The 16,619-nt window shown below is 66.4% G+C and carries 11 protein-coding genes; 6 read left to right on the forward strand and 5 right to left on the reverse strand.

Annotation, left to right across the window (positions count from 1 at the left end; all coding sequences use genetic code 11):
* Positions 1 to 4: 4 nt before the first annotated feature.
* The gene (locus I6F36_RS32600; RefSeq protein ID WP_225172884.1) at positions 5 to 1,171 is read right to left on the reverse strand and encodes an ABC transporter substrate-binding protein; all 1,167 of its coding nucleotides are present in this window, start codon (positions 1,169 to 1,171) and stop codon (positions 5 to 7) included.
* Between the two features lie 288 nt (positions 1,172 to 1,459).
* Between I6F36_RS32600 and I6F36_RS32605 the strand changes: the two genes are divergently transcribed.
* From I6F36_RS32605 to I6F36_RS32615, 3 genes are all read left to right on the forward strand, one after another.
* Complete coding sequence (locus I6F36_RS32605; protein ID WP_225127763.1) at positions 1,460 to 3,889, forward strand: EAL domain-containing protein; 2,430 nt, start codon at positions 1,460 to 1,462, stop codon at positions 3,887 to 3,889.
* 256 nt (positions 3,890 to 4,145) lie between these two features.
* Entirely contained in the window at positions 4,146 to 5,441 is a 1,296-nt protein-coding gene (locus tag I6F36_RS32610) for an MFS transporter (RefSeq protein ID WP_225127882.1), read from the forward strand.
* A gap of 138 nt (positions 5,442 to 5,579) precedes the next feature.
* Positions 5,580 to 8,195 (forward strand): EAL domain-containing protein, encoded by a 2,616-nt coding sequence (locus I6F36_RS32615; protein ID WP_225172885.1) that lies wholly within the window; start codon positions 5,580 to 5,582, stop codon positions 8,193 to 8,195.
* 35 nt (positions 8,196 to 8,230) lie between these two features.
* Here the strand turns inward: I6F36_RS32615 and I6F36_RS32620 are convergent, their stop codons facing one another.
* The 4 genes from I6F36_RS32620 to I6F36_RS32635 all read right to left on the reverse strand — a co-directional run bounded on the left by I6F36_RS32620 (position 8,231) and on the right by I6F36_RS32635 (position 9,974).
* The gene (locus tag I6F36_RS32620; RefSeq protein WP_036006506.1) at positions 8,231 to 8,452 is read right to left on the reverse strand and encodes a hypothetical protein; all 222 of its coding nucleotides are present in this window, start codon (positions 8,450 to 8,452) and stop codon (positions 8,231 to 8,233) included.
* A gap of 51 nt (positions 8,453 to 8,503) precedes the next feature.
* Entirely contained in the window at positions 8,504 to 8,746 is a 243-nt protein-coding gene (locus I6F36_RS32625; protein WP_225114925.1) for a transcriptional regulator, read from the reverse strand.
* 96 nt (positions 8,747 to 8,842) lie between these two features.
* Complete coding sequence (locus I6F36_RS32630) at positions 8,843 to 9,052, reverse strand: cold-shock protein (RefSeq protein WP_109145937.1); 210 nt, start codon at positions 9,050 to 9,052, stop codon at positions 8,843 to 8,845.
* Between the two features lie 310 nt (positions 9,053 to 9,362).
* Positions 9,363 to 9,974 carry a TetR/AcrR family transcriptional regulator gene (locus I6F36_RS32635; RefSeq protein WP_225157779.1) on the reverse strand — a complete coding sequence of 204 codons (612 nt, stop codon included), beginning with the start codon at positions 9,972 to 9,974 and terminating at the stop codon, positions 9,363 to 9,365.
* Between the two features lie 129 nt (positions 9,975 to 10,103).
* On the opposite strand from I6F36_RS32635, the gene I6F36_RS32640 reads away from it, so the two are divergent.
* The 3 genes from I6F36_RS32640 (at position 10,104) to I6F36_RS32650 (ending at position 16,609) form a co-directional block, all read left to right on the forward strand.
* Entirely contained in the window at positions 10,104 to 11,333 is a 1,230-nt protein-coding gene (locus I6F36_RS32640) for a cytochrome P450 (RefSeq protein ID WP_225157778.1), read from the forward strand.
* A gap of 134 nt (positions 11,334 to 11,467) precedes the next feature.
* On the forward strand, positions 11,468 to 15,157 hold the full coding sequence (locus I6F36_RS32645) for an AsmA-like C-terminal region-containing protein (RefSeq protein WP_225172886.1): 3,690 nt from the start codon (positions 11,468 to 11,470) through the stop codon (positions 15,155 to 15,157).
* A 333-nt stretch (positions 15,158 to 15,490) separates the two neighbouring features.
* The gene (locus tag I6F36_RS32650) at positions 15,491 to 16,609 is read left to right on the forward strand and encodes a DUF2336 domain-containing protein (protein WP_036037435.1); all 1,119 of its coding nucleotides are present in this window, start codon (positions 15,491 to 15,493) and stop codon (positions 16,607 to 16,609) included.
* Positions 16,610 to 16,619 lie beyond the last annotated feature (10 nt).

Raw genomic sequence — 16,619 nt, forward strand, 5'->3', positions numbered from 1 at the left:
GATCTTAGAGCCGGTCCACCGCCTTGAACGTCCCGTCCTTCTGGATCACGGTCAGGAACACCTTCGGCGGCGTGTCGAGCATGCGTGTGCCGACGGTGACGATGCTGCCGCTGATGTCGAAACGGCCGGTATCGTTGATGGCGCGCAGCAGGCTGGCGCGGGTCGGATTGGGGCCGGCCTTTTCCAGCGCCGCGGCCGCAAGCCGGCCGGACAGATAGCCTTCCAGCGACACGAAGTCCGGCGTCAGCGCCGGGTCGTACGCCTTTAGCGCCGCCTGATAGTCGGCGACGAGCTTGAGCGAGCGGTCCCAGGGAAACGGCACCACCTGCGAGACGATGACGCCTTCGCCCTCCGGGCCGAGCTCCGCGGCGAGCGCGACGGCGCCGACGAAGGAGATGTTGACGAAGGTTGGACGAGCGCCGCTGCGGCGGGCGAGCTTGATGAACTCCGCGCACGGACCATAGGTCCCGACCATGACGATGGCTTCGGGGTCGGCGCGCTTGATCATGCGCCAGGCCTGGCCGACCGCGCGGGTGTTGCGCTCGTAAGTGCCCTCGGCGGCGAGCTCGAGCCCGCGCTTGGCGAGCGCCCGCTTCACGCCGACAAGCCCGTCGCGGCCGAAGGAATCGTCCTGGTAGAAGATGCCGATGCGGGTGAACTTGCGATCCTCGGTGAGATGCTTGATCCAGGCTTCCGCCTCCGCGCCGTAGCTGGCGCGGATATTGACGACGTTCGGAAGCTCGAGATCGCGCAGGAACTCGGCGCCGGTGAACGGGCCGATGAAGGGCACGTTCCTGGAGCTGGTGATCGGTATCGTCGCCATCGCGGTCGGCGTGCCGACCGCACCGATCAGCGCGAACACCTTGTCGTCGTCGATCAGACGCAGCGTCTGCGCCACCGAACGGTCGGGATCGTAGCCGTCGTCGCGGCTGATGAGCTGGAGCTTGCGGCCATGAACGCCGCCCTTGGCATTGGCCTCGGTGAATGCGGCGACGATGCCTTGCCGCATGCGCTGTCCCAGCGCGGAGGACGGGCCTTCCAGCGCCGCGGCCTGGCCGAACAGGATTGCATCCTCGCTGATGCCGGCCTCGTTGCCCCTCGCAACCAGCGTGGTCGCGGCCAGAAGCGCGATGGTCAGAACGACGGATCTCGCTGATCGAATTCGATGCATCGGGAGGCTTGACGGATCCTTGAAAGAAACCTTGCGCAACATAGCCTTGCGAGGCTGAATAGCTCGCTAAGCGCCACGGCGCAGAGAGGCCGTATTACACCGGGGAAAACCGGCAACTTATGTCGAGAAAGCCGGGATCGCTCGTGCACTTCGTTAACTAATTTCCGCATTGCGGTACGACTGGTTTCCGAAATTGTGCACTTCTTAACCGCCGTCTTGTTCCGATAGCGGCACCGGCACCTCAACCAGAGGTTCGGTTCGTCGCGGACAGGGGACGGCGGCTTCAAGATGGGCGGTCGCGATCAGAACGATCAGGATCGGAGACGTAGAGGCGGATGGTGGCGTGCCGCGCCGCTGCTCGGGCTCTATCGTCCTGCGCTCGTCGCGGTTGGCGTTGGCCTGCTGTTCTCGATCGTGGGCGCTGCCGCCGTCGCGCGGTGGGAAGATCGCGTCAACAGGATCGAGTTCGAGAACGCAGCCGAGACCCAGGCGATCGTCCTGCAGAACGGCATGAACGAGTACATATCGAGACTTCTCGCGCTGCGCACGTTGTTCGAATCGACCAACGAAGAAGTCACCCGCAGCGAATTCGAGACCTTCAGCGCCCGCCTGTTCGAGCGTCACCCCGGCATGCTGCGCATCTCCTGGTTGCCGCGGATCAACCGCAAGGAGCGCGCGGATTACGAGGCCGCGGCGATCCGGGACGGTGTGTCGAGCTATCACATCAAGGCGCTGCAGGGCGAGAGCTTCGTCATCGCGCCGCAGAGTGACGAATATTTTCCGGTGTTCTACTCGACGCAGCCGAAGACCTCGTCGGTTTACGGCATGGACTACACGACCGTTCCGGAGCGACGGGCGGTGCTGGAGCGCGCGCGCGACAACGATCGCGTCGCAGCCATGCGCACGCGCCTGTTCGGGCCGAAGGACAGCGACCGGCCGTCCTATGTCCTCGTCGTCGTTCCCGTCTACGCCAAGGGAACCTCGCGCGAGGAGATCGCGGACCGGCGCCGCAATATCGCCGGCGTCGTGGTCGGCGTCTTCGACCTGCCGCTGCTGATCCAGTCTATCCGCGTGACCACCGGAGCCAGCCCCGCGGTCAGCATGACGGTCTTCCCGCCGTACACGGCGCAGATCGTCAGCCTCGAGCAGATGCTGCCGGATTATGCGTCGGCCGCCTCGGCGCTGCGGTCGATGCGGGACATCGCGCGGACCCTGCACTGGTCGGGCAGTCTCAAGATCGGCGACACCGATTGGCAGGTGCGGGCGGTTCCGACCGCCGGTGGTCCGCTGGCGACGACTTACGACCGCGCGGTTGCGGTCCTCGTCGTCGGCATGCTGCTGACGCTGTCGCTGTCGACCTATCTGATGCTCGCCAGCCGCAATTCGCGGCGGCTGTCGCTGGCGAACCGGCGCGTGCTCGAGCTTGCCCAGACCGACATCCTCACGGGATTGCCGAACCGCGCCTTTTTCCTCACCCGGCTCGACGAGATGAACGGCAAGTTGAGCGTGAGGGGCGAGCCCTTCGCGATCCTGATGCTCGACCTCGATCGCTTCAAGAACGTCAACGATTCCCTCGGCCACGCGGCCGGCGATGCGCTGCTGCGCCAGGTGGCGCAGCGGCTGAAATCCGCGCTGCGCGCCAACGACGTGCTGGCGCGGCTCGGCGGCGACGAATTTGCCATCATCCAGCAAGCCGGCGAGGACCAGCGCGCCTGCTCGACCGATCTGGCGGCGCGGATCGCCAAGCTCGTGAGCGAGCCGTTCCTGCTGCCCGGACACCGCGTCGAGATCGGCACCAGCATCGGCATCGCAATTGCACCGGATCATGGCAGCGATCAGGAGCAGCTCCTGAAGAAAGCGGATCTCGCGCTCTATCGCTCGAAATCGGCCGGCCGCAACTGCTTCACTGTTTATGATGAGGCGATGTCGGCCGAGCTGGAGGCCCGCAACACGCTGGAAGGAGATCTGCGCGACGCCATCGCGCGCTGCCAGCTGGAGGTGCACTATCAGCCGTTCGTCGACGCCCTCAGCGGCGAACGACGCGGCTTCGAGGCGCTGGTGCGCTGGCGGCATCCGACGCGCGGCCTGATCCCTCCGGACCAGTTCATTGCGCTTGCGGAGGAGACCGGGCTGATCGTGCCGCTCGGCGAATTCGTGCTGCGGCGCGCCTGCGCGGACGCAGCCGGCTGGCCTGCCGATCTCATGATCGCCGTCAATCTTTCGCCGATCCAGTTCAAGGAAGCCGAGCTGTTCGACATGATCTGCGCGGCGCTCGCCGATTCCGGCCTGCCGCCGCAGCGGCTCGAGATCGAGATCACGGAATCCGTGCTGCTGGAGCGCGGCAGCGAGAATCATGCCTTCATGGAGCGGCTGAAGCAGCTCGGGGTCGAGCTCGCGCTCGATGATTTCGGCACCGGCTATTCCTCGCTCAGCTACCTGACCGCGTTCCCGTTCGACAAGATCAAGATCGACAAGTCGTTCATTCGCAATCTGACGCAGCAGCCGCGCTCTTCCGCCATCATCTCCTCGATCGTGACGCTGGCGCGCGGACTGGACATGTCGGTCACGGCCGAAGGCGTCGAGACGCGCGAGGAGTTCGACCGGCTGAAGGCGCTCGGCGTCAATTTCGCGCAAGGCTATCTGTTCGGCCGGCCGCATCCGATCGAGCGGATCCTGTTCGACGCGCCGGTCAAATCATCACGGCTCGACGCCGCCTGAGCGCGCCGCTCAAGCAGTATTTAGGTCGTCATGCCCGGGCATAGCCGTCCGAAGGACGGCGTCGCTTCCGCTCGCCTATGTCCCGGGCATCCACGTTCTCCGTCCTGCGTCGCAAGACGTGGATGGCCGGGACAAGCCCGGCCATGACGTTGCGGGAGCGTCTGCGCCCCGCTCAAGAGGCATGCGCGAAAAGCGCTTGACCCGGACATCCCCGGATGGTCCGAAGAACCGTCTAGGGATGAAACAAGCACACAACATGCGGCTTCCGTTCTTCTACGGCTGGATCGTGGTCGCCGTGACCTTCGTCACCATGGCGATCGGCGTCAACGCGCGCACCGCCTTTTCGCTGTTCTTTCCACCCATCATCTCCGAGTTCGGCTGGGAGCGCGGCGTCACGGCGGGCGCCTTCTCCTTCGGCTTCGTTGTGTCGGGCGTGGTCAGCCCGCTGATCGGCCGCCTGATGGACCGCGCGGGTCCGCGGGCGGTGATGGAGCTCGGGGTCGTGCTGATGGGCGGCGGCCTTTTGCTGGCGCCGCTGACCAGCGCGCCGTGGCACCTCTATGTCACCATCGGTGTCATGGTCGGTGCCGGCAGCGTCTGTCTCGGCTATTCCGGCCAGTCGCTGTTCCTGCCGAACTGGTTCATCCGCAAGCGCGGCTTCGCCATCGGCATCGCTTTCGCCGGCGTCGGTATCGGCTCGGTGACGCTGCTGCCATGGGTGCAGCACATGATCGAGCAGACCGGCTGGCGCACCGCCTGCACCGCGATGGGCCTGCTCGTCCTGATCGCGCTGGCGCCGATCAACCTGCTGCTGCACAAGCGCCCGGAGGACATCGGGCTCCAGCCGGACGGCGATGCCGCCCCCGCCGCAGGCGCGGCAAGCCCGGTCTCCAACGTCGTCGATCACGTCTGGGTCAACACCGACTGGACGCTGCGGCGCGCCGTCGCGACCGCGCGGTTCTGGTGGATCGGGCTCGGCTATTTCTGCGGCCTGTACATCTGGTATGCGGTGCAGGTGCACCAGACCAAATTCCTGCTCGATGTCGGCTTCAGCCCCGGCGTTGCGGTGTGGGCGCTCGGAATGGTCAGCCTGCTCGGCATTCCCGGCCAGATCGTGCTGGGGCACGTCTCCGACCGCATCGGCAGGGAGTGGGTGTGGGCGATCAGTTGTGCGGGTTTCGTCATCTGCTTCGCCGCGCTGATCGCGCTGAAATATCAAGCTTCGCTCTGGCTGGTTTATCTGATGGTGTTCACGCAAGGCGCGCTCGGCTACGGTCTCACCTCGATCATGGGCGCGGTGGTGTTCGAGATATTCCAGGGCAGGCACCAGGGCAGCATCTTCGGCACGATCATGCTCGCGGCGCTGGCGGGCGGTGCGGCCGGACCGTGGCTGACCGGTGTCCTCTATGATCGCGCCGGCGACTACACGCTCGCTTTCGCCCTCGCCATGGTCGTGAGCGGGGTGTCGGCGCTTGCGATCTGGCGGGCGGCGCCGGGCAAGGTGAGGGCCGTGGCCGGCCGGCTGCACAAGCTCAAAACGGCATCCGAATAGGTCCAGTACGCTTCAAGATACCTTCGGCGTTTTCGCGAAGCGTTAATCATGCCGCCTCTTGGCGCAGCGCGCCGGAATTGCAAAAACGTCTTGGACACCATCGGAGCGTTAACCTCTCGCCGATTGCCGCATTTCCCGATGCCGCTGGTCCAGACGATGCCCGCCTCCGATCACCTTGCGACTGAAATTCCTGACGTGCTGCGCGCCGCGCTCGAACGCGCCGACGATGGCATCGTCATCGTCGATGAGGCGCATCGCATCACCCACTTCAACCCCGCCGCGGAACGGATCTGGAAGCTCGCCGCCGCCGAGGTGCTCGGCCGCGATGCCGCCGTCCTCACCCTCAAATGCCTAAGCGCCGGTGCGACCGCGGATTTCCGCGAGGAGATCAGCCTCGTGCGGCACGACGGCAGCCGTATCAAGGCGCAGGTCGCGATGTCCTCGGCGATGGTCGACGGCGCGGCCCATCACATCGTGTTCGCGCGCGACGTCAGCCTCGATGCCGAACGCCGCGCCAGGATCGCACTTCTCCACGCGGTCTCCGACCAGACCAACCGCGTGGTGATCATCACCGACGTCGAGCAGAACATCGTCTACGTCAATTCCGCGTTCACGGCGCTGTTCGGCTATACCAGCGAGGAGGCCGAAGGCCGCCGCGCCGGAGAGCTCATTGCCGGCCGCCACACCGAGCGCAAGGCGATTGCGAAGCTCGTCAAGCGGCTGATGCATGGCGGTCAGCGCGACGAGGCCGAGGTGCTCGTCTACGACAAGGATGGTGAGGAGATCTGGGTCTCTGCCCGGATCGACGCCTTCCGCGACAAGAAAGGCCGGGTCAAGCACATCTTTGCGCTGCTCGAGGACATCACCGAATCCCGGCAGCTGCGCTCGCTGCAGCAACTGATCATGGCGGCGCTCGCCGACGAGGCGCCGATCACCGAGATTGCCGATCGGCTGTGCCGCCGCGTCGAGCAGATCGCGCCCGGCGTCGTCTGCTCGCTGCTGCACGTCGATGCCGCCGGCTTGCTCCATCCGCTGGGCGGCCCGAGCTTGCCCGAGGACTATTCCCGTTCGCTCGACGGCATCGCGATCGGTCCCGAGGTCGGCACGTGCGGAACCGGAGCCTTCTACGGCATTCCGGTTCTGGTCGCCGACATCGATGCCGATCCGCGCTGGCAGCCCTACAAGGCGCGGCCGCTCGAAGTGGGCTTGCGCGCCTGCTGGTCGACGCCGATCAAGGCCAAGGACGGCCGGGTCATCGGCACCTTCGGTTTCTATTATCGCGAACCGCGGGCGCCGAGCCGATGGCACCGCCAGATCGTCGATGCCTGCGTCAACCTCGGCGCGTTCGCGATCGAGCGCAAGGAGGCGCGCGCCGAAATCGCGCGGCTCGCCTATCACGACATGCTCACCGGCCTGCCGAACCGCGCGCAGCTGCGCCACCTGATCACGACCGCGATCAATGCCTGTCCGACCGGAGGCCATGTCGCGCTCGCCTTCCTTGACGTCGATCATTTCAAGGACGTCAACGATACGCTCGGCCACGCCGCCGGCGACGAGCTCTTGATCCTGCTCGCGCAGCGCCTGCGCGAGCAGATCGGTCCCGACGACATGCTGGGACGGCTCGGCGGCGACGAGTTCGTCATCCTGCTGCCGCAACGCAATGCCGAGGCCGCTGAGCGCATCGCGGCCGGGATCACCGAGGCCCTGTCCGCACCGTTGCGGCTCGGATCGAAGCTGATGCCGATGTCCGCCAGCATCGGAATCAGCCTCTATCCCGATCACGCCACCGACATCGACACATTGATGCAGCAGGCGGACGCCGCCATGTACATGGCCAAGCAGGCCGGACGCTCGACGCATCGCCTCTTCAGTGCCGAGATGAACGTGCTCGCGGAGCAGCGGCTGGCGCTGATCGCGGCGTTGCGCCGCGCCGTCGCGGAAGGTGTGCTGAGCCTCAGCTATCAGCCGCAGATCCGCAGCTGCGACGGCGCGATCCACGGCGTCGAGGCGCTCGCGCGCTGGCGCGATGCCGTGCTCGGCGACGTCTCGCCGGCAAAGTTCATCCCGCTCGCCGAGGAATGCGGGCTGATCGAGCAGATCGGCATGTGGTCCGTGCGCGAGGCCTGCCGTCAGATGGCGAGCTGGCGCCGCGCCGGGCTCAACATCCCCTGCGTCTCGGTCAATCTGTCGCCGATCAATTTCCGCAACGTCACGCTGGCCGCGCGGCTCAAGGACATCCTGGCCGAGCACGATCTGCCGCCGGATGCGCTGATGCTGGAGATCACCGAAGGCGCGTTCATGCAGGACGGAGCCGCGGCGCTGGAGACGATGAACGCGATCCGCGAGCTCGGCGTCGGCCTCTCGGTAGACGATTTCGGCACCGGCTATTCCAGCCTCAGCCGGCTAGCGCATCTGCCGATCCGCGAGCTCAAGATCGACCGCAGTTTCATGCGCGACATCGAGCAGGACGCGGGCGCGCTCGCGATCGCCACCGCCGTGGTCCGCGTCGGCCAGGGCCTCGGCATGAGCGTGGTCGCCGAGGGGGTCGAGACCGAGGGGCAGCGCAAGACGCTGGCCGAGCTCGGCTGCAACATCGTCCAGGGCTTCCTCTACGCGCCGCCCCTGCCGCCGGTCGCCTTCGAGCGCTGGCTGATCGAGCATTGCGCCGAGCAGGCGAGGGCGATGCTGGGGCGGCTTGACCTTGTCGCGGACAAGGTTGCCGTGAAGGTCGGCGTAGCCGCCTTTGAGCGGTAGGAACGCATCAGCGACCGGCGGCAGAACGGGCTTCGCTAGAGCATCGAAAGCACGACAATGCCTTCCTCGAGCTCTCCTGAAGCCAGGCGCGCCCGCGCCATGCGCTCGAACTCCGTGCGATGCTTCTGTAGATAGCTGAAGGCCTGCTTCTGCGTGTTGAATGTCGTTGCAAGCCGGCACATCTGCCGATTTGCGCCGGACGCGAGAAAGAATGTGATGGTTCCGTGATCTGGCTTTATGCGAGGCACGATCTGCACTCTCCGGCATGGGATCGGCACTTCAGATTTCGCAGGCGGCGTTGAAGACGGCTATCGCGCCAACTTCCTTGTCCGCTTCTTGAGCTTAGGCACCGGCAAAGTCGATCGAAGAGCTTCATCGGCCGCTTCCCTCGCCTGGCGCGCCTCTCGAAGCCGCGCCATGTTCTTGCGAACCTCGATGGCTTGCCTTTCCACGTCCGCCAATGCCCGCGCGCCCTCTTCGGCGGCCAGGCGCTTGCGATCGGAACGTGTAATGCTTTCGGGTGACGGCTCTGCCGGCTTCTTGCTGCTCATCGTTCACCCGGATCCGCAAAGACTAAACCCGCTCAATCCAGGGATTGAGCGGGCAAAGCGACCGTTTCAGTACATCCGTGAAACGGCGCAACGATCTCAAGCCAGCGAGAGGTTCTCGGCGCTGACTTTGCCTCGCATCTTGTCGGTCTTGATCTCGAAGTTGACCTGTTGGCCTTCGCCGAGACCGGCAAGCCCAGCCCTTTCAACGGCGCTGATGTGAACGAACACGTCGTTGCCACCGTCGTTTGGCTGGATGAAACCGAAGCCCTTTTGGCCGTTAAACCACTTGACCGTACCTGTCGTCATTTTCTTCTCCAAAGCGCGCGAGCGCATCCCGCGCGACAATCGCGCGGTTACCTTCAACTTCGTCGATGTCTTTGGAAAAGGAGCCCGCGGGCGCATTCAACAAGGCACAGCGGCTAATCGAACGACTTCAATATATACGACTTTCATGCATTTGCAAGGAGCGAAGCCAGTTTGTTTGCTGCGAGGCCATTCTTCTGTTCCGATCGCGGCGCTTTGCGTGTGTCGATCGATCTGCGAGCAAGGCGTGATCGATTGACCGAACAGGTCTGCTGACGATCAGCATATCGGCGCGGCTGCGCCGCCCGCGCCGCTAGGTTGAGGCCAATCCAGTCCGGCGCCGGAGATCCGTGATCGCGCGCAAAAAGCTGTCGGCCGGCGTCGTCTCGGGGTCGATCAGCCGGTGCAGGCGAAAGCCGTCTTCCAGCGCGAGCACGACGGAGGCGATCCAGGGCGGGCTCAGATTGACGTTGCGCCCGTTGCTCTTCGATGTCGCCTCGATGATGTCGGCGACCAGCCTGCGCCGCGCGCGCAGGCGTTTGGCAAGTTCCGGGCGGCGCTTTTCGGCCCGCGCCACGAACAGGATCATCTCCATGTGCAGCAGGGGCGAGCGGCCGAGCGGATCCTGGCGGCTGCGGTCCATCGTCTTCAACGCCGCGATGAAGTCGTCGAGATTGTCGTGCTGCGCCAGGATGTCCATGTTGCGCCGGATCGACTGTGCGACATGGTCCTCGAGCATGGCGATGATCAATTCGTCCTTGCTCTTGAAGTTCGAATAGAACGCGCCCCGGGTGAAGCCCGCCGCCGCCGCGATCGCCTCGATGCTGGCGCCGCCGATGCCGTCCGCCTCGAACACGCGCGCGGCCGCCTCGAACAGCGCCTCGCGTGTGTCGTCCCTGGTCGGCCTGGTTCTCACCCTTGACATCGGCGCAGCTTAGGGCAGAATGCAACTCGATACAACAATGTATCGAGTTGATAATTTACAGGGATGGTTACGCCGGGCGGTGGGCAGCCTTGCGTATGCGTGTCGTGCGGCAACCGATCCGAGGTCACCATGAACGAGCAAGTGCAACCCGCTGGCGGACCGCTGTTCAACCCGCTCTCGCCGGATTTCATCCGCGATCCCTATCCGCACTATGAACGGCTGCGCACCGTCGATCCGATCCACGTGACGCCTTTCGGCCAGTACGTCGCCAGCCGGCACGCCGAGGTCAGTCTCGTGCTGCGTGACAAGCGCTTCGGCAAGGATTTCGTCGAGCGCACCACGCGCCGCTACGGCCCGGAGATCATGAAGGAGCCGGTGTTTCGCAGCATGAGCTACTGGATGCTGCAAGCCGATCCGCCGGACCACACCCGCCTGCGCGGCCTGGTCGTGAAGGCCTTCACCGCCCGCCGCGTCGAGGACATGCGACCGCGGATCCAGGAGATCGTCGACCAGGCGATCGATGCCGTGATCGAGCGCGGCCACATGGACCTGATCGAGGATTTCGCCTTCCGCCTGCCCGTCACCATCATCTGCGACATGCTCGGCATCCCCGAGGAGCATCGCGAAGTGTTCTACAAGAGCTCGCGCGACGGCGGACGGCTGCTCGACCCCGTGCCGCTCTCGCCGGAGGAGATCCGCCAGGGCAACGCCGCCAACTTGACGGCGCAGATGTATTTCCAGCAGCTGTTCGAGCTGCGCCGCAAGAATCCCGGCGACGACCTCATCACCCAGCTGGTGCAGGCCGAGGAGGACGGCAACAAGCTCACCAACGAGGAGCTGACCGCCAACATCATCCTGCTGTTCGGCGCAGGCCACGAGACCACGGTCAACCTGATCGGCAACGGCCTGCTCGCGCTCCACCGCAACCCGGATCAGCTTGCGCTCCTGAAAGCGAAACCGGAGCTGATGACGAACGCGATCGAGGAGTTCCTGCGCTATGATTCCTCGGTGCAGATGACCGGGCGCGTCACGCTGGAGGAGATCGAGGACCTCGGCGGCGTGACGATCCCCAAGGGCGAGACCGTGCTGTGCCTGCTCGGCTCGGCCAACCGCGATGGCGCGGTCTACCCCGACAGGCCCGACCGGCTGGACGTCACCCGGGCGAACGTCAAGCCGCTGTCGTTCGGCGGCGGCATCCATTTCTGCCTTGGGGCCCAATTGGCGCGGATCGAGGCCGAGATCGCCATCGCCACGCTGCTGCGGCGGCTGCCGGATTTGCGCATCGACGACATCGAGACCCCGGAATGGCGGCCGACCTTCGTGCTGCGCGGGCTGAGGCGGCTGCCGGCGAGCTGGTGAGGGGGCGCTCAGCGTTAACCTCCGCGCGCAACAGTCGCTGTGACTTCGCCATACTTCCCCCTATATAAGGGGCTGTTCCGGCGCGCCTGAGGCTCTCAGCTTCGGCCCAGGCCGGTTTGGCCGAGGGGAGACCCGTGCAGACGACGCTGCTCGGATTGGCGATTGCCTTCATCATTGCGCTGCTGGCCGCGCTGATCGGGCCTTACTACATCGACTGGAACCAGTTCAGGCCCCAGTTCGAGGCGGAGGCCGGCAAGATCATCGGCGTGCCGGTGCGGGTGGCGGGCGAGCTCGATGCGCGGCTGTTGCCGGCGCCGACGCTGCGGCTGCGCGGCGTCACCTTCGGCGGCAACAACGATCTCGGCCGCCTGCGCGCCGACAAGCTCGATGTCGAGTTCAGCCTCGGCTCCCTGATGCGCGGCGAATGGCGCGCCACCGAGCTTTCGGTCGGCGGCATGGCGGTCGATCTTGGTCTGGACGCGCGCGGACGGGTCGATTTGCCCTCCACCGCGAGCGGCACCTTCAACCTGGCCTCCCTCGCCATCGAGCGGCTGAACCTCACCGGCCGCATCGCCTTGCACGATGCCGCCAGCCGCTCGACGCTGGAATTGAACGATATCGCCTTCTCCGGCGATGTGCGCTCGCTCGCAGGCTCGGTGCGGGGCGACGGCAGCTTCACCGCGCGCGGCGTGCGCTACCCGTTCCGCGTCTCCTCCGGCCCCAGCGCCGACGGCAGCGCCACCCGTCTCCACCTCAACATCGATCCCGGCGAGCGCGCCATCCTCGCCGATCTTGAGGGCGTGCTCGCCTTCGATAATCGCCAGCCGAAATTCGAGGGCGCGCTGACCCTCGCCGTGCCCGCGGCCAGGAAGGCGGGCGAGGCGGGACCGACGCCCTGGAAGCTTGCGACCAGGCTCAAGGCCGATCCGGCCGGCGCGAAATTCGAGCAGATCGACGCGAGCTTCGGCCCGGAGGACACCGCGCTGAAGCTCGGCGGCGTCGGCGACCTCAGGTTTGGCGCATCGCCCTTGCTGCGCGCGGTGCTGTCGGCGCGGCAGGTCGATGCCGACAGGCTGACCGCCAAGCATGATGCCGATCCGCAGCGCGTCCTGCCGGCGCTGCGCGCAGGGCTGGCGGCGATCCCGCAGGTGCCGATCCCTGCCCAGATCGAGTTCAATGCCGATCAGATCATGCTCGGCGGCCGTCCGCTCCAGAACATCGCGACCGAGCTTGCGACCGACGGCCGGTCCTGGACCTTCCGGCGGCTGGAGCTGCGCGCGCCGGGCATGACGCAGGTCTCGCTCAATGGCGCGGCTCCCGGCGCCGACAGTTTCAGCGGCCGGCTCAGCGTTGAATCCCCGGATCCCGACACGCTGGTGGCCTGGCTGCAGGGCCGCAGCGAGATCACCCGCCGCAGCACGCGGCCGCTGCGTCTCGCGGGCGACGTCACCATCGCAGCCAATCATCTCGCCATCGACAGGCTGAAGGCCGACATCGATGGCGGCGCGATCGAAGGCCGCATCGTCTTCGTGCAGACAGGCGCGAGCAACGGCTCGCGGATCGATGCGGACCTCAGGGCCGACCGGCTCGACCTCGATGCCGCCGCGAGCTTCGTGCGCGCGCTGGCGGGGCCGCAAGGCGAATGGCCGGAAGAGGCAAAGCTCTCGCTCGATATTGGCCGCGCGATCTCCGCCGGCCAGGAGCTGCGGCCGTTCGCAGCCAGGCTCGCCTACAGCCCGGCGTCGCTGTCGCTGGAGCAGCTGCGCTTCGGCCAGGGCGGCGGCGTGACCTCGGAGGCGAGCGGCAGCTTCGACCGCACCAAGACGACCGGCAAGCTCGCGCTGAAATCCTCGGCCAATTCGCTGCGCGAGCTCACCGCGCTGGTCGAGCCGTTCGCGCCCGCGCTGCGCGCGCGCCTCGATGCGCTCCCGTCCTTGCCCGGCGCGACCCGTCTCAAGCTCGATCTCAGCCTCGACAAGAACGCCGAGCATGCCGATCGCAGCAATGCCCGCTTCGTGCTCGACCTCGACGCACCGCAGCTCAAGACCACGGCGACCCTGGCCGCGCAGACGCCGGCGGCCGCCATCGGCGGTATCGACCTCGAACGCCTGCGCAACAGCGACTTCACGTTGGACGCGAAAGTGGCGGCGCCGCAGGCCGGCGCTTTGTTGGCACTGCTGGGGCTCGACCGCATCGTGGCCGCGGGCGAGGGCGCCTCGCAATTCGAAGGACGGTTGAGCGGAGCCTGGCGCCGTCCCTCGCAATTGAACGCAAAGCTGAGCGGCGGCGGGCTCGATGCCGACGCGCAAGGCAGCGTCGAATGGTCGGAGTCCAAACCGTCCGAACCCAAATCGTTCGAGCCCAAATCGTTCGAACCGAAGGCGAGCGTGAACCTGCGCGTGCGCAACGCCAATCTGGCGCCGCTGCTCGGGACCAGCCCGGCCGGCAAGTCGGCGCAGAACGTCAGCCTGTCCTCCCGCCTCACGCTATCAGGCAATCGCCTGACCTTCGGCGATCTCGACGGCAATGCCGCGGGCTCGCATCTGCGCGGCCATGTTTCGGTGACGCTCGATCAGGACAAGAGCATCGACGGCGAGGTCGGTCTCGACTCGCTCGATCTGGCGCCGGCGCTCGCAATCGCCGTCGGCGCAGCCGGTCGTGAGTCCGGCGAGCCGCTCAGCGCAGGATTGGTTAGCGGCTGGCGCGGCCGCATCGCCTTCCAGGCCTTACGCGGAATGTTGCCCGGCGGCATCGAGCTCCGCCCCTTCGGCGGCACGATCCGGAGCGACGGCCAGTCGCTCGCGTTCGATGCGCTCAAGGGCGGCGTCGGCGGCGGCGACATGTCCGCAAGCCTGGACGTGCGCAATGGCGCGGGTGGGCTTGCGCTGAACGCGCGCATCGAGCTCAGCAACGTCGATGCGGCGGCGCTGCGCTATCGCGACCTCGCCCTGCCCAAGGGGCGCGCCTCGGTGCAGGTGGCGCTGACCAGCCAGGGCCGCAGCGTCGCGGCCTTGACCGGTGCGCTCGCCGGCAACGGCACGGTGACGCTCGAATCCGCCGAGATCGCCGGCCTCAATCCGCGTGCGTTCGAGATCGCCATCCGCGCCAGCGACGGCGGCCAGGTCAATGACGACAACCGGCTGCGGCAGCTCGTCGAGCCCGCGCTGTCGGCGGGGCGCATCGCGGTGCCCTCGGCGCAGATTCCATTCACGATCCGCGACGGCCGCCTGCGCATCGGCGCAACGCCGCTGGAAGCGAAGAACGCCCGCGCCATCGTCTCCGGCGGCTACGACATTCCGGCGGACCAGGCCGACATCCGCGCCAGCCTGACGCCGATCATGACGGGGCTTTCCGGCGCCCCGCCCGAGATCCAGCTCTTTGCGGCAGGCCCGCCCGACAGGCTGAGCCGTACCATCGACCTCGCACCGCTGTCGTCATGGCTTGCGGTGCGCACGATCGATCGCGAGACGCGGCGGCTCGACGCCATCGAGCGCGGCGAGCCGCCGCCGGCCACCGCTGCGCTGCCGACGCTGGTGTCCCCGGAGATAGCGACCGAGCAGGCGCCACCCAACGTGCCGCTGCCGGGCCAGGACCCGCGCCGCGCGCCGGCAAAGCCCAGGGTGGCGCCGACCCCGAAAGCTCCGCAGGCCGCGCCCGCCGCGCCAAGCCCCTCACTGACAAGCCCTTCACTGACGAGCCCGCCGCTCGCGAGCCAGCAGCTCGCGCCGCTCCCTCCGGCCATCGACGTGAAGCCCGCCCCGGGCCCGCCGCCCGCCAAGCCCAGGCCGAAGCCGCCGCTGGTGCTGACGCCGCAGCATCCGTAGACGGCGCTAACTAAAGCGCTCCGTTGCCGATGCTCGTCATGCCCGGGCTTGTCCCGGGCATCCACGTTCTTTGTGCCATGCGGCAAGGCGTGGATGGCCGGGACAAGCCCGGCCATGACGCGGAGAGGTTTCAGTGCCCAAAGCTTCTCGGCTCTTGCACAACAGTAAATCCATTCCATCGCATTTGACGGAATTTTCGTCGGCAAAACTGATTTGCCGACTTTACTGAATTCTCGCGTTTCATCTCTAGCGTGGGTTCCCAGAGGAATTCGGCGTCGCGCCGCGAGCGGCGGGACGGCTCGCCAAGGGCTGCCAAGAACTGGGGTGATCGAGATGAACGGGGCGAAATCGCTTCTGCAGGATCTGGACGACGCGATCGCGCGCGGCACCGACGAAAGCCGGGCGCGTGCATTGTGGCATGCGACCGACATCCTGATCACCGGCCGCTACAGCGACGACGAGATCAGCATGTTCGGCGAGGTGATCGGCCGGCTCGCCGACGAGATCGAGGTGGCAGCGCGCGCGCAGCTCTCCGAAGTGATGTCGGCCTGCGATCACGCCCCGCTCAACGTCATCGAAAGGCTCGCCCTCGACGACGAGATCGCGGTTGCCGGTCCCGTGCTACGCGATTCCAACCGCATCGACGAGAAGATGCTGGTCCAGAGCGCCATGACCAAGGGCCAGGCGCATCTGCTGGCGATCTCGCAGCGCCAGTCGATCGGCGAAGCCGTGACCGACGTGCTGGTCAAGCGCGGCAACCAGGAGGTCGTGACTTCGGTCGCCAAGAACGAGGGCGCGCGCTTCTCCGGCTCGGGTCTCTTGCACATGGTCCGCCGCGCCGAGGGCGATTCGATCCTTGCCGAGCAGCTCGGCCTGCGCAAGGACGTGCCGCGCCACATCTTCCAGCAGCTGATCGCGAAAGCCTCCGAAGACGTCCGCCGCCGCCTCGAGACCGAGCGGCCCGAGATGATGTCGCAGATCCAGAGCTCGGTCACCGAGGTCACCGGCGATCTCCAGTCCAAGTTCGGCCCGTCCTCGCGCAGCTATTTCGTCGCCAAGCGCGTTGTCACGACGCAGTATCGCCAGGGCAATCTCAACCAGGACTCGATCTCGAACTATGCCCGCCAGCATCGCTTCGACGAGGTGCAGATCGGCCTGTCGCTGCTGTCGGCGCTGCCGGTCGACGTGATCGAGCGCGCGCTGATGGACCGCAACCGCGAGATGATCCTGGTGCTGTGCAAGGCGCTCGACTTCTCCTGGGACACGACGATGTCGCTGTTGTTCCTCGGCGCCAAGGATCATCTGATCACGGCGCGCGAGCTCCAGGACAACGAGCGCGAGTACGGCCGGCTCAAGATCGAGACGTCGCGCAGCATTCTGAAGTTCTACCAGTCGCGCAAGACCGGCGCGGGTGCCGATGCGGGCCGTCAGCCCGAACTTCAAGTCCACTGACAGGTCCACT

The sequence above is a fragment of the Bradyrhizobium sp. BRP19 genome, assembly GCF_020194195.1.
Taxonomy (GTDB): Bacteria; Pseudomonadota; Alphaproteobacteria; order Rhizobiales; family Xanthobacteraceae; genus Bradyrhizobium; species Bradyrhizobium yuanmingense.